Origin of the sequence: Delftia sp. WY8, assembly GCF_018437695.1 — a bacterium.
Lineage (GTDB): Bacteria > Pseudomonadota > Gammaproteobacteria > Burkholderiales > Burkholderiaceae_C > Comamonas > Comamonas tsuruhatensis.
Map to the genome: position 1 here is coordinate 2086342 of NZ_CP049795.1, position 13075 is coordinate 2099416.

General features: G+C 67.9%; 10 protein-coding genes and 1 pseudogene. 6 read left to right on the forward strand and 5 right to left on the reverse strand.

The window, feature by feature from the left end:
* Positions 1–23 precede the first annotated feature (23 nt).
* From catC to G4D77_RS09565, 4 genes are all read left to right on the forward strand, one after another.
* Positions 24–302 (forward strand): muconolactone Delta-isomerase, encoded by a 279-nt coding sequence (catC, locus tag G4D77_RS09550; RefSeq protein ID WP_012203794.1) that lies wholly within the window; start codon positions 24–26, stop codon positions 300–302.
* 42 nt (positions 303–344) lie between these two features.
* Positions 345–1337: a tripartite tricarboxylate transporter substrate binding protein gene (locus G4D77_RS09555; RefSeq protein WP_154835362.1), complete on the forward strand. Its 993-nt coding sequence runs from the start codon at positions 345–347 to the stop codon at positions 1335–1337.
* Between the two features lie 47 nt (positions 1338–1384).
* On the forward strand, positions 1385–2299 hold the full coding sequence (locus G4D77_RS09560) for a dioxygenase family protein (protein ID WP_154835364.1): 915 nt from the start codon (positions 1385–1387) through the stop codon (positions 2297–2299).
* Between the two features lie 113 nt (positions 2300–2412).
* A complete protein-coding gene (locus G4D77_RS09565) occupies positions 2413–3408 on the forward strand; it encodes a Bug family tripartite tricarboxylate transporter substrate binding protein (protein WP_016449021.1) in 996 nt (331 codons plus the stop codon).
* Positions 3409–3424: 16 nt separating this feature from the next.
* On the opposite strand, the gene G4D77_RS09570 is transcribed toward G4D77_RS09565, so the two are convergent.
* On the reverse strand, positions 3425–4381 hold the full coding sequence (locus G4D77_RS09570; protein ID WP_016454176.1) for a DMT family transporter: 957 nt from the start codon (positions 4379–4381) through the stop codon (positions 3425–3427).
* Between the two features lie 72 nt (positions 4382–4453).
* Between G4D77_RS09570 and G4D77_RS09575 the strand changes: the two genes are divergently transcribed.
* Positions 4454–5338, forward strand: a complete 885-nt coding sequence (locus G4D77_RS09575; protein ID WP_213757950.1) for a LysR family transcriptional regulator — start codon at positions 4454–4456, stop codon at positions 5336–5338.
* Here G4D77_RS09575 and G4D77_RS09580 read toward each other — a convergent pair.
* The 3 genes and pseudogenes from G4D77_RS09580 to G4D77_RS09590 all read right to left on the reverse strand — a co-directional run bounded on the left by G4D77_RS09580 (position 5335) and on the right by G4D77_RS09590 (position 10724).
* Positions 5335–5577 (reverse strand): formate dehydrogenase subunit delta, encoded by a 243-nt coding sequence (locus tag G4D77_RS09580; RefSeq protein WP_047217946.1) that lies wholly within the window; start codon positions 5575–5577, stop codon positions 5335–5337. The two genes, G4D77_RS09575 and G4D77_RS09580, sit on opposite strands and share 4 nt — an antisense overlap.
* Positions 5577–8513, reverse strand: a pseudogene (gene fdhF / locus G4D77_RS09585) (formate dehydrogenase subunit alpha). The gene G4D77_RS09580 and the pseudogene fdhF overlap by 1 nt, the downstream one beginning before the upstream one ends.
* A gap of 12 nt (positions 8514–8525) precedes the next feature.
* A complete protein-coding gene (locus G4D77_RS09590) occupies positions 8526–10724 on the reverse strand; it encodes a formate dehydrogenase subunit gamma (protein WP_154835368.1) in 2199 nt (732 codons plus the stop codon).
* Between the two features lie 299 nt (positions 10725–11023).
* On the opposite strand from G4D77_RS09590, the gene G4D77_RS09595 reads away from it, so the two are divergent.
* Positions 11024–11467, forward strand: a complete 444-nt coding sequence (locus G4D77_RS09595; protein WP_016449026.1) for a MarR family winged helix-turn-helix transcriptional regulator — start codon at positions 11024–11026, stop codon at positions 11465–11467.
* Between the two features lie 93 nt (positions 11468–11560).
* On the opposite strand, the gene G4D77_RS09600 is transcribed toward G4D77_RS09595, so the two are convergent.
* Positions 11561–12877 carry an MFS transporter gene (locus G4D77_RS09600; protein WP_016454172.1) on the reverse strand — a complete coding sequence of 439 codons (1317 nt, stop codon included), beginning with the start codon at positions 12875–12877 and terminating at the stop codon, positions 11561–11563.
* Positions 12878–13075: the final 198 nt, after the last annotated feature.

The following is a 13075-nucleotide window of genomic DNA, read 5'->3' on the forward strand; positions in this document are numbered from 1 at the left end:
TTTCATTCCTCCTGGAGACAAACATGCTTTACCTGGTCCGCATGGACGTGAAGATCCCCCACGACCTGCCCGCCGACGTGGCAGCCGAGATCAAGGCCCGCGAGAAGGCCTATTCCCAGCAGCTGCAGCACGACGGACGCTGGCCCCACATCTGGCGCGTGGTGGGCGAGTACGCCAACTACAGCGTGTTCGACGTGGCCTCCAACGACGAGCTGCACGAGCTGCTGCAGGGCCTGCCGCTGTTCCCCTACATGGACATCCAGGTCACGCCGCTGGCCCGCCATCCCTCGGCCATCGCCTGAGCACAGCCCAAACCAAGACCAAATTGTTCGGAGACAACTGAAGTGAATGTGAAACGCCGTTTTCTGACCGCCGCAGCCGCAAGCCTGTGCCTGTCCGCCGTGATGCCCGCCGCCCATGCGCAGGCCCCCGAGGCCAACTGGCCCAGCAAGCCCATCCGCTGGATCGTGCCCTTCCCGCCGGGCGGCGCCATGGACGCCATCGCGCGCACCCTGGGCGAGAAGGCCGGCCGCACGCTGGGCCAGCCCTTCGTGATCGAGAACCGTCCCGGCGCCGGCGGCAACATCGGCGCCGACTTCGTGGCCAAGCAGCCCGGCGACGGCTACACGCTGATGATCACCTCCATCGGCATGGCCACCAACAAGCCGCTGTACCGCAAGCTCAGCTACGACCCGATCAAGGACTTCGCCCCCGTGGGCGTGCTGGCCGTGGTGCCCAACATCCTGGTCACCAACTCCACCCAGCCCAACGTCAAGAGCGTGGCCGACGTGGTGGCCGCCGCCAAGGCCTCGCCCGGCAAGCTGACCTATGCCTCGGCCGGCAACGGCACCTCCATCCACCTGGCGGGCGAAGTGTTCAACTCGCTGGCCGGCGTGGACATCCTGCACATCCCCTACAAGGGATCGGGCCCGGCCGTGTCCGACCTGCTGGGCGGACAGGTCAACTACATGTTCGACTCCATCACCTCGGCGCGCCCGCACATCCAGTCGGGCAAGCTGCGCGCCCTGGCCGTGACCACGGCCAAGCGTTCGTCCAGCATGCCCGACGTGCCCACCATGGAAGAGGCCGGCATCAAGGGCTACGAGGTCTCGCCCTGGTTCGCCGTCTTCATGCCCGCCAGCACGCCGCCAGCCATCGTCAAGAAGCTCAACCAGGTCTTCGTGGCCGAGATGAAGCAGCCCGACGTGCTCGAACGCTTCAAGGCCATCGGCGCCGAAGTCGTGGGCTCCACGCCCGAGGAAGCGGCCAGGCACCTGCAGGCCGAGTCCGTGCGCTGGACCAAGGTGATCACGGAGCGCAACATCAGCATGGACTGAGCGCTTCTCTTTTCCAGGACATCCCATAAAACCACGAGGAGACAAACATGTCCGAACTGTCCCAGGACCAGCTGCTGAATCTGGTCAACAGCAAGCAGATCGCCCCTGGCAGCGACCGCGTGCGGGCGCTGACCCAGCGCATCGTCAGCGATCTGTTCCACACCATCGACGAGATGGATGTCACGCCCGATGAGTTCTGGGCCACCGTGGACTGGCTGGGCCGCCTGGGGAGCAGCGGCCAGCTGGGCCTGATCACGGCAGGCCTGGGCTTCGACCGGCTGCTGGACATCCGCAGCGACGAGGCCGATGCGCGTGCCGGCCGTGCGGGCGGCACGCCGCGCGCCATCGAAGGCCCGCTGTTCGTGGCCGGTGCACCGCTGTCGCAAGCGGAAGCGCGCCTGGACGAGGGCGAACCCCAGGGCGAGGTCTTCGTGATGGAAGGACGGGTGCTGGATCTTGACGGCCAGCCTCTGCCGCATGCGCTCATCGATGTCTGGCATGCCAATGTCCAGGGCGGCTACTCGCACTTCTTCCCGGGCATGAAGCCCTACGAGCTGCGCCGCCGCATAGAAGCCGACGACCAGGGCCGCTACCGCTTTCGCAGCTATGTGCCGCCCGGCTACTCCATACCGCCGAACAGCCCCACCTCGGAACTGTTCGACGCGCTGGGACGCCACGGCCATCGTCCCGCCCACATCCACTTCCTCGTGGTTGCACCCGGCATGCGCACGCTGACCACCCAGGTCAACCTGCCCGGAGATACCTACCTGGACGACGACTTCGCCTTCGCCACGCGCGACGGCCTGATCGTCGAGCTGGAGCGCGGCGTGGCGCCGGCCGGCTATGAGTCGCTGGGCGTGAACGCGCCTTTCGTCCGCACGCGCTTCGACTTCGTGCTGCAGCCCGCAGTCAGCGAAGGCGAGTCCTTGCCGCTGACACGCATGGAGCGTGTGCGCGCCTGAGGCTCCGCCACCTTCCGGGGCCTTCCGGCCTGCCATTTTTTTTCGGTTCGTCCGTTCCACAGCAGGCCGCCCCTTGGAGTGCGGCCTGCTTCACCGTATCCGCTTCCCACACCATGTCCAGCCTGCATCGCATCGCCGCAACCCTGCTGACCGCCACCGTGGCCCTCGTGCCCGCCCTGGGACACGCCCAGGCTCCGGCAGCCTTTCCTTCCAAGCCGGTGAACATCGTCGTGCCCTACGCGGCCGGCGGCCCCGTGGACAACCTGGCACGCGCGCTGGCCACGCGCCTGAACAAGGTCTGGTCGCAACCCGTGGTCATCCTCAACCGCACAGGCGCCAACGAGATCATCGGGGCCGAGTACGTGGCCAAGAGCGCACCCGACGGCTACACGCTGTTCGCCGCGACCGAAGCGTCGCTGACCATGAACCCGCACCTGTACCGGAAGCTGCCCTACAACCCGCAAAAGGACTTCGCCCCCATCTCCCGCCTGATCAGCGTGCCCATGGTCTTCTTCGTGCCCCAGAGCTCCAAGGCCGGCACGCTGCAGGAGTTCATCGCTCAGGCACGCCAGGCAGGCAAGACCAAACCGCTGACCTATGGCTCATCGGGCGCGGGCGGCATCGTGCACCTGCCGCTGGCCATGTTCGCCAAGCAGGAAGGGCTGGAGATGGTGCACGTGCCCTACAAGGGCGCCGCACCGCTGATCCCCGAAGTCATCGCCGGCCAGATCGACGCAGCGGTGCTGGGCGTGTCGGTGATCGAGCAGCACATCAAGTCGGGCAAGCTCAAGGCCCTGGCCGTGTCCTCGGAGACACGCAGCATCGCCCTGCCGGATGTGCCCACCTTCAAGGAAGCCGGCGTGCGCGACATCCAGGCTGTCTTCAACATCGGTCTGCTGGCACCGGCTGGAACGCCGGCGCCCCTGGTGGAGAAGATCGCCGCCGATGTGCGCCGCGTGCTGCTGGAGCCCGAATTCCGCAAGACCCAGGTGGACGCGTTCTCCTACGTGGCCGTGGCCTCCAGCCCCGCCGAATACCGCGACTTCCTGGTGCGCGACTACCAGGTGCAGGGCGAGCGCGTGCGCACCTCGGGCGCCTCGCTGGATTGATCCGGACGGGGTCCGTTCAGCTCTGGACTGCGGTGCGCTTGGCAACCACGTGCACCGCAGCCGCAGGCCTGCGCCCCCAGTTCATCAGCGCCGTGCCGGCCACGGCCATGCCGCCGCCCAGCACGATACTGGCATCGATGCTCTCGCCCAGCCACAGCGCCGACAGCGCCACGCCGATCACGGGCACCAGCGTGATGTAGCCCGAGGCCGCGCCCGCGCCCAGCGCCTTGACGCCGTCGAAGTACCAGGCATAGGCAAGCGCCGTGGCGCCGAAGGCCAGGAAGGCCAGCGCGCCCCAGGCAGTGCCGTTGCCAAGCACGGCAGCCTGCAGGCCGGCCGGCCCCTCGACCACCAGGCTGGCCACCAGCAGCATGGCCGCGCCCATGGTCGAGGTCACGGCCGTGGCCGACAGCGCATCCACGCCCGTGAGCAGCCAGCGACCGATCAGGGTGTAGCTCACCCAGCACACCACGCAGCCCAGGATCAGCAGCTCGCCCGCGCCCACCGATCCCTGCAGCAGCGCCAGCGGCTGGCCATGCGAGATCACCACCACGGCGCCGCAGGCCGCCAGCGCCATGCCCAGGGCAATGGTGCGGTTGAGCCGCTCGCCGAACAGCCAGACCGCCAGCGCCAGCGTGAGCACGGGGTTGAGCGTGATCACCAGGGCCGCCTTGCCGGCCGGCACATGCTGCAGCCCCATGAGGAAAAAGGCCGCATAGCCGAACACGCCCGTGGCGCCGGCGGCCGCCATGCCCAGCCAGCGTTTGGCACTCCATTGCCGCAGGCCCGCCATGCCACCGGCCCAGTACAGCCACGGCAGCAGCACGGCGGCGGCCAGCAGGAAGCGCAGGCTGGCGGCTGCCAGCGGCGGCATGTTCTGTGCCACCACGCGGCCCGCAGGCCAGGAAGCGCCCCACAGCAGGGCCATGCCGACAAGCCGCAGGTGGGGACCGAAGAAGCGTTGAAAATTCATGGCGCGTACTATGTGCTCATATCGATTCATAGACAAATGAGCGAATGCTCATGACCTGGACAACGTGATCCCATGACCTTCACCCAGCTCGAAGTGTTCGCGGCACTGGCCCGCGCCGGCAGTTTCTCGCGCGCAGCCGCGCTGCTGGGCATTACCCAGAGCGCCGTCAGCCATGCCCTGCGCGCGCTGGAAGGCGAGCTGCAGGTGCAGTTGGTGCGGCGCGAAGGCCCCCACTCCCCGCTGACCGACGCAGGCACGCGGCTGCTGCAGCGCGCCAACGACATCCTCCAGCAAAAGGAGGCCTTGCGGCAGGAGGCCGATGCCGAGCGCGGCATGGCGCGCGGCACGCTGCGCGTGGCCTCGTTCGGCGCCACCTCTTCGCTGCGGCTGCTGCCCCCGCTGATCACCGAATACCGCCGCCGCCAGCCCGCCGTGCTGGTGCAGATCGACGAGCAAAACGACGACACCGTGGTCAAGTGGCTGCTGGAGCGGCGCGTGGAGATCGGCTTCGTCGTGCTGCCCGACGAGCGCTTCGAGACCGTGCCCCTGGTGGAAGACGAACTGGTGGCGCTGCTGCCCGCATCGCACCGGCTGGCGGCCCAGCGCAGCATCCGCGCAGCCGATCTGCAGGGCGAGGCCTTTGTGCGCACCTCGGCCGGGTCGGGCGCGCACATCGACCGCTTCCTGGCCGAGGCCGGCGCCCAGCCTGCGGCCATCTACCACTTCGAGCAGATGTCCTCCATGCAGGGCTTCGTGGCCCAGGGCCACGCCATTGCCATTGCCGCACGCCTGGCCGTGCCCGAGCAGGCGCCCGAAGGCATGGTCTACCGCAGCCTCTCGCCCCGCCAGCGCCGCGTCACCGGCCTGGCCGTGCGCAGCATGGAACGGCTGTCGCCGGCCGCTGCCGGCTTTGTGGAGCTGGCGCGGGAGATGGCCAGGAAGAAGCAGTTTGGCTAAGCCTGCGCCGCCGACGGCAAGGTCAGCGGATGCAGCACCAGCGCCTCGCGCACGATGGGCTTGAGCGCCTGCGCCTTGTCGGGACTGGCCAGCACGCGGGCCAGTTCGGCGCGCATGCGGGGCTCCCAGAATTTGCGGATGTGTTCGGCGATGCCCTGCAGGGCCTCGTCGCGCTCGGGCATGGCCTCGAAGAACTCGCCGATGCGGTTGGCCATGCGGACCAGGTTCGCGCTGTCCATCACTTGCCTCCCGCCACGGCCATGCTGCCTGCCTGCGCGGCATGCAGCAGGCCGATCTGCTCTTCATGCATGCGCGCAAAGCCGCGCTGCCAGTCGGACGGCTGGGCGTGCTGAGGGACGGGCAGCACCTGCACGGCCGTGACCTTGTATTCGGGACAGTTGGTGGCCCAGTCCGAGCTGTCGGTGGTGATGACGTTGGCGCCAGATTCGGGAAAGTGGAAGGTGGTGTAGACCACGCCGGGCTGTATGCGCTCGGTGACGGTGGCACGCAGCACGGTCTCGCCCGCGCGGCTGGCGATGCCGACCCAGTCGCCGTCGCGTATGCCGCGGTCCTCGGCGTCATGCGGATGGATTTCCAGCCGGTCCTCGCTGTGCCAGTGGCTGTTGTGCGTGCGCCGGGTCTGGGCGCCCACGTTGTACTGCGACAGGATGCGGCCCGTGGTCAGCAGCAGCGGAAAGCGCTGGGTGACCTTCTCGTCGGTGGCCACGTACTGGGTGATGATGAAGCGGCCCTTGCCGCGCACGAAGCGGTCCCTGTGCATGATGGAAGTGCCGGCCTCTTCGGTGCTGTCATTGCAGGGCCATTGCACGCTGCCCAGCCGGTCGATCTTGTCGTAGTTCACGCCCGCGAAGCTGGGCGTGAGCGCGGCGATCTCGGCCATGATTTCGCTCGGGTGCGTGTAGTGCATGGCATAGCCCAGCGCATTGGCCAGCAGCTGGGTGACTTCCCAGTCGGCATGCCCGGCCAGCGGCGCCATGACCTTGCGCACGCGCGAGATGCGGCGCTCGGCATTGGTGAAGGTGCCGTCCTTTTCGAGGAAAGAGGCGCCCGGCAGGAAGACATGGGCGTACTTGGCGGTTTCGTTGAGGAAGATGTCCTGCACCACCACGCATTCCATGGCCGAGAGCGCGGCCGTCACATGCTGGGTGTTGGGGTCGGACTGCACGATGTCCTCGCCCTCGCAGTACAGGCCCATGAAGCTGCCGGCCAGGGCCGCCTCGAACATGTTGGGAATGCGCAGCCCGGGCTCGGGGCTGAGCGCCACGCCCCAGGCCCCCTCGAACTCGGCGCGCACCGTGCTGTCCGAGATGTGGCGGTAGCCGGGCAGCTCGTGCGGGAAGGAACCCATGTCGCAGGAGCCCTGCACATTGTTCTGGCCGCGCAGCGGGTTCACGCCCACGCCTTCGCGGCCCACGTTGCCCGTGGCCATGGCCAGGTTGGCAATGCCCATGACCATGGTCGAGCCCTGCGCATGCTCGGTCACGCCCAGGCCGTAGTAGATGGCCGCGTTGACGGGGCGGCCCGCTGGGTGGTCCTCGGCGCCCAGCGCATACAGGCGCGCGGCGCCGCGCACGAGTTCGGGAGCGACCCCGGTGACCTCGGCCATGGCCTCGGGCGAGTTCTCGGGCCGGGCCACGAATTCCTTTCACTGCGCGAAGGACTTGGCATCGCAGCGCTCGGCGATGTAGTCCTCGGCCAGCCAGCCTTCGGTGACGATGACATGGGCCAGCGAGGTGATCATGGCCACGTTGGTGCCGGGCCGCAGTTGCAGGTGGTAGTCGGCGCGGATGTGGGGCGACTTGACGAGCTCGATCTCGCGCGGGTCGATGACGATGAGCTTGGCGCCCGCACGCCGGCCGTCGCCGCGCAGGCGCTTTTTCATGCGCGAGCCGAACACCGGGTGCGCGGCCGTGGGGTTGGCGCCGATGACCATGACCACGTCCGTGTGCTCGATGGACTTGAAGGTCTGCGTGCCGGCCGAGGTGCCATAGGTCTGGCCCAGGCCATAGCCCGTGGGCGAGTGGCACACGCGCGCGCAGGTATCGACGTTGTTGTTGCCGAAGGCCGTGCGCACCAGCTTTTGCACCAGGTAGGCCTCTTCGTTGGTGCAGCGCGAGGAGGTGATGCCGCCAATGGAATCCTTGCCGTGCTTCGCCTGGATGCGGCGGAACTCGCTTGCCGTGTGGGCAATGGCCTCTTCCCAGCTCACTTCGCGCCAGGGGTCGGTGATCTTCGCGCGGACCATGGGCCGGGTGATGCGGTCCTTGTGCGTGGCATAGCCCCAGGCAAAGCGGCCCTTGACGCAGGCATGGCCCTCGTTGGCCTGGCCGTCCTTCCAGGGCACCATGCGCACGACCTGCTCGCCCTTCATCTCGGCCTTGAAGCCGCAGCCCACGCCGCAGTAGGCACAGGTGGTGATGGCGCTGTGACCGGCCTGGCCCAGCTCGGTCACGGTCTTTTCCTGCAGCGTGGCCGTGGGGCAGGCCTGCACGCAGGCGCCGCAGCTGACGCAGTCGCTGTCCATGAAGCTGCCGCCCTGCCCCGCCGTGACGCGCGATTCGAACCCCCGGCCCGAGATGGTCAGTGCAAAGGTGCCCTGCGTCTCCTCGCAGGCGCGCACGCAGCGGTTGCAGACGATGCACTTGCTGGGGTCGTAGCTGAAGTACGGGTTGGAGACATCGACCTCGGCGCGCGCCTGGCCCTTGAAATGGTTGGCGCCGTCGAAGCCGTAGCGCACCTCGCGCAGGCCCACCGTGCCGGCCATGTCCTGCAGTTCGCAGTCGCCGTTGGCGCTGCAGGTCAGGCAGTCCAGCGGATGGTCGGAGATGTACAGCTCCATCACGCCGCGGCGCAGCTCCTGCAGTTGCGGGCTTTGCGTGCGCACCTTCATGCCCGGCTCGGCCGGCGTGGTGCACGAGGCCGGAAAGCCCTTGCGCCCCTCGATCTGCACCAGGCACAGGCGGCAGGAGCCGAAGGGCTCCAGGCTGTCGGTGGCGCACAGCTTGGGCACGCTGACGCCGCCTTCCATGGCAGCGCGCATCAGCGAGGTGCCCTCGGGAACGCAGACCTCGCGGCCGTCGATCTGCAGGGTGATCAGGCGGTCGGACGGGCTGGCGGGCGTGCCCCAGTCGGCTTGCTTCAAATGGTCGAGCATTGTGTTCTCCGGTCAGGCAGCCGCTGCGGCCGTGGTGGACTCGATGCCGAAGTCCTGGGGGTAGTGGTTCAGCGCCGAGCGCACGGGATACGGCGTCATCCCGCCCATGGCGCACATGGAGCCGTGCTGCATGGTGTCGCACAGGCTTTCCAGCAGGGCCACCTGACCGGCGTGGGCGGCAGGGTCGGCGCCAGCGCGCACGATGCGGTCGATGACCTCCACGCCGCGCGTGGAGCCGATGCGGCAGGGCGTGCACTTGCCGCAGGACTCGATGGCGCAGAACTCCATGGCGTAGCGCGCCAGCTGCGCCATGTCGGCCGTGTCGTCATGCACGACGATGCCGCCGTGCCCCACCACGTTGCCCTTGGCGGCATAGGCCTCGTAGTCCAGCGGCGCATCCCAGTCGGCGGGTGCCACATAGCTGCCCAGCGGGCCGCCCACCTGCACGGCCTTGATGGCGCGGCCGGTGGCCGTGCCGCCGCCGAAGTCTTCCACCAGCTCGCGCAGGCTCAGGCCGAAGGCCTTTTCCACCAGGCCGCCGCGCGCAATGTTGCCGGCCAGCTGGAACGGCAGGGTGCCGCGCGAGCGGCCCATGCCGAAGCCCTGGTAGAAGGCCGCGCCGCGCGCCAGGATCAGCGGCACCGTGGCCAGCGTGATCACGTTGTTGATCACCGTGGGCCGGCTCCACAGCCCCTCGATGGCCGGCAGCGGCGGCTTGGCGCGCACAACGCCGCGCCGCCCCTCGATGCTCTCCAGCATGGCCGTTTCCTCGCCGCAGACATAGCTGCCCGCGCCCTTGCGCACCTCCATGTGGAAGGCCCGTCCGCTGCCGGCCACGTCGCGGCCCAGCCAGCCTGCGGCCTCGGCGCGCGCAATGGCTTCGCGCAGGGTGGCAATGGCATGCGGATACTCGCTGCGCACATAGACCAGGCCCTGCGTGGCGCCCACGGCCAGGCCAGCGATGGCCATGCCTTCGATCAGCGTGTAGGGATCGCCCTCCATCAGCAGCCGGTCGGCAAAGGTGCCCGAGTCACCCTCGTCGGCGTTGCAGGCAATGTACTTTTGCGGCCCCGCTGCGGCGGCCACGGTCTTCCACTTGATGCCGGCCGGGAACGCCGCACCGCCACGGCCGCGCAGGCCCGAATCCAGCACCTCCTGCACGATGGCTGCGGGCTCCATGCGCGCCGCGCGCTCCAGCCCCTGCCAGCCGCCATGGGCCGCATAGTCGGCCAGGTTCAGCGGGTCGATGACGCCCACGCGCGCAAAGGTCAGGCGCTCCTGGCGCGCCAGGTAGGCAATGGCCTCGGTCAGTCCATGGCACAGCGCATGGCTGCCGCCCTGCAGCATTCCGGCATCGATCAGGCCCGGCACCGCATCGGCCGTGACCGGGCCGTAGGCCATGCGGCCTTCGGGCGTCTCGACTTCCACCAGGGTTTCCAGCCACAGCAGGCCGCGCGAGCCGTTGCGCACGATCTGCACCTGAAGGCCGCGCGCCGCGCACTCGCGCTGCAGGGCGCCGGCCACGGCGTCAGCGCCCACGGCCAGCGCGGCGGCATCGCGGGGCACATAGACGCGCACGCCGGGGCCTGCCCCTGCCCCTGCCCCTGCCCCTGCATGCGCAGGCTGGGCCACCGGCTCGCCGGCCTGCTCCGGCTGGCGGCATTGCGCGATGAGTGCATCCAGGCCGTTGGCCGTGACATGCGCATGGGGCCGGCCATCGAGCATCACGGCAGGCGATGACGCGCACAGGCCCAGGCAGTAGACCGGCTCCAGCGTGACGGCGCCATCGGCACTGGTTGGATGCCCATGCCCATGCCCATGCCCATGCCCACTCGATCCGCAGCCCAGCGCCTGGCCTGCGTGGGCCAGCAGCGCGTCGGCACCGCGCGACTGGCAGGCCTCGGCGCGGCAGACCTGCAGCACATGGCGACCCGCTGGCGTGCTGCGGAAATGGGGGTAGTAGGAGATGACGCCATGCACCTCGGCACGCGAGAGGTTCAGCGCATCGGCGATGCGCGGCACGGCGGCTTCGGGGATATGGCCCAGCATGTCCTGCACGGCGTGCAGCAACTCGATCAGGGGGCCGGGGCGCAGGGCGTGGACGGCAATGGCGTGCTCGACGGCCTCGCGCTCATGGGCGCCGAGTGCGCTGCCGGCAACAGCGGCATTGAGGACGGCAATGGGAATGATCTTCCCTTGTGTGGCTGGCATGGGTGTCCCTGCTGGCTTTCGTTGTGGGGAGCGGCGCGGTCCGGTCCGCTGGCGCTTTGTCTCTGATGCCCATTTCAAGCCTTGCCGGGCAAGCCGTCAAATTCAAACGGATGATTGCGCCATTCAATCGGCAAATGAGCCGCCGGGCAGTGCTGCGCCTGCTGCCCGGGCCTTGCGGATGCCGCAGCCAGCGCGGGTTTGCGCCACTTGGCAAATGCGCCCGGCTTGTCGCAAATCACACGGTATTTGGTGTGAATTTTGATAAGCTCACGCGCACCATGAACCACCCGCCATCAGCCATGACGCCACAGGATGGCTATCATTTTTCAGACCAGATCGGCCACCTGCTGCGGCGTGTCTATCAGCGCCACACTGCGCTCTTCCAGCAATACATTCCCGACTCGCAGCTCACCGCCGCGCAATTCGTGGTGCTGTGCTCCGTGCGCGACAACAGCGGCAGCTCGCTGGCCGACATCGTCAAGGCCACCGTGATCGACCAGGCCACCATCCGCGGCGTGGTGGACCGGCTCAAGCAGCGCGAACTGGTGCAGGTGGACCATGACCGCATCGACCGCCGCAAGGTCGTCATCAACCTCACCGAGGCCGGCCAGGACCTGGTGCGCGACATGGAGCCCTTCGCCAAGCAGATCACCGAAAGCACCTACGGCAAGCTCAATCCGGCCGAGCGCCTGGCGCTGGATTTTTTGCTCAAGAAGATGCTGGAAGGTGGCGAGGCCGACTGAGCCGTTGCAGCCTCCCCAAAAAAACAAAGGCCAGAAGGACAAATCCTTCTGGCCTTTTTGCTGAGCCGACCTTTCAGTCAGCTCAGGCCGTCATCAATCCAGCGCCCGGTTGCGCGATTCCACATCCACGGCCCAGATCGACAGGGCGCCGCCCACCAGCATGGCGGACAGCACGGCCAGCGCCAGGGTGAAGTGGGTGGCCATGATGGGCGCAATGATGGCCGGGGCGAACAGGCCGCCGAAGCGCGCCACGGCGCCGGCCATGCCCATGCCGCTGGCACGCAGGTCGGTGGGGTAGACCTCGGGGGTGAAGGCGTACAGCGCGCCCCAGGTGCCCAGCAGCGAGAAGCTCATCAGCAGGGTGGAGCCGATGACCACGAAGGGCGACGAGCCCAGGCTGTAGAACATGCAGCCGACGGCGCTGAGCAGCAAAAAGCCGATCAGCGTGGGCTTGCGGCCCCAGCGCTCCACGCCATAGGCCGACAGCGCAAAGCCGGGCAGTTGCACCAGGGCCAGCACCACCAGGAAGACTTGGCCGCGCATGAAGGCGAAGCCCTCGCTGCTGAGCTTGACGGGCAGGTAGACGAAGACACCGTAGTAGGCGATGGAGATCAGCGCCCAGGCCAGGAACAGCGAGAGGCTGCGGCGGCGCAGGCCGCCGTTGAACAGCGCGAGGATGGATTTGCGTTCCTGCTTTTCAGGCTGCAGGGCGGGGATTTCCGCGGTGGTGCCGTTGACCTTGGCCACCCGCTGCAGCACTTTGCGCGCCTCCTCGGACTTGCCGTTGCGGTTGAGGAACATGGGCGACTCTGGGATGTAGAAGCGCAGCACCACGCCGATCAGCGCCGGCAGTCCGGTCACGAAGAAGATCACGCGCCAGGCATCGTCACCCCAGGACACGGCCACCAGCGCCAGGATGGCCAGGAAGATGGTGCCCACGGCCCAGAACGATTCCAGCAGCACCAGCCAGCGGCCGCGGCGGTCGCTGGGCAGGAACTCGGCCATCATGGTGTAGTCCACGGGCAGCGTGCCGCCCACGCCGATGCCGGTGATGAAGCGCAGCACCAGCAGCCAGGCGAACTCGGGCGCAAAGGCCGAGGCCACGCCCGCAAAGGCATCGATCACCACGGCCATCATCAGCACCGGGCGGCGCCCGATGCGGTCGGCCAGGCGGCCGAAGACGAAGGCGCCGATCAGCATGCCGATGAAGAAGAAGGTGCCGGTCTGCAGCGCCTCGGGCACGGTCTTGCCGAAGGTCTTGGCAATGGACGGCGCGCTGAAGCCGATGGACAGCACCTGCATGGCGTCGGCCAGCCAGACCAGCCCGAAGATGACGAACAGCCGATATTGGAACTTGCCGACACCCGCTGTCTGGATGCCTTTTTCCACCGAAATGTATGTAGATGACATGCAGGGACTCCTTTTCTAGCCATCGCAATTGTTGAATCTGTCTTTTCCCAGGCAAGGCCGTTCAGCTTGTGTTGCCGTCTCCTGCCGTGCCTTCCACCCTTCACACATCCGGAGCGAACCGCTCCCTCGGCGCCATCTCCATGGCCCGATGAAAAAATTCAGGATGTCGGTCTCTGCATCCGGGCGATGGGCGCATTG

Coding starts and splice junctions, on each gene's coding strand:
- catC (WP_012203794.1), top strand. CDS start 24: ATGCTTTACCTGGTCCGCATGGACGTGAAGATCCCCCACGACCTGCCC.
- G4D77_RS09575 (WP_213757950.1), top strand. CDS start 4,454: ATGACCTTCACCCAGCTCGAAGTGTTCGCGGCACTGGCCCGCGCCGGC.
- G4D77_RS09565 (WP_016449021.1), top strand. CDS start 2,413: ATGTCCAGCCTGCATCGCATCGCCGCAACCCTGCTGACCGCCACCGTG.
- G4D77_RS09595 (WP_016449026.1), top strand. CDS start 11,024: ATGACGCCACAGGATGGCTATCATTTTTCAGACCAGATCGGCCACCTG.
- G4D77_RS09570 (WP_016454176.1), bottom strand. CDS start 4,381: ATGAATTTTCAACGCTTCTTCGGTCCCCACCTGCGGCTTGTCGGCATG.
- G4D77_RS09560 (WP_154835364.1), top strand. CDS start 1,385: ATGTCCGAACTGTCCCAGGACCAGCTGCTGAATCTGGTCAACAGCAAG.
- G4D77_RS09580 (WP_047217946.1), bottom strand. CDS start 5,577: ATGGACAGCGCGAACCTGGTCCGCATGGCCAACCGCATCGGCGAGTTC.
- G4D77_RS09600 (WP_016454172.1), bottom strand. CDS start 12,877: ATGTCATCTACATACATTTCGGTGGAAAAAGGCATCCAGACAGCGGGT.
- G4D77_RS09590 (WP_154835368.1), bottom strand. CDS start 10,724: ATGCCAGCCACACAAGGGAAGATCATTCCCATTGCCGTCCTCAATGCC.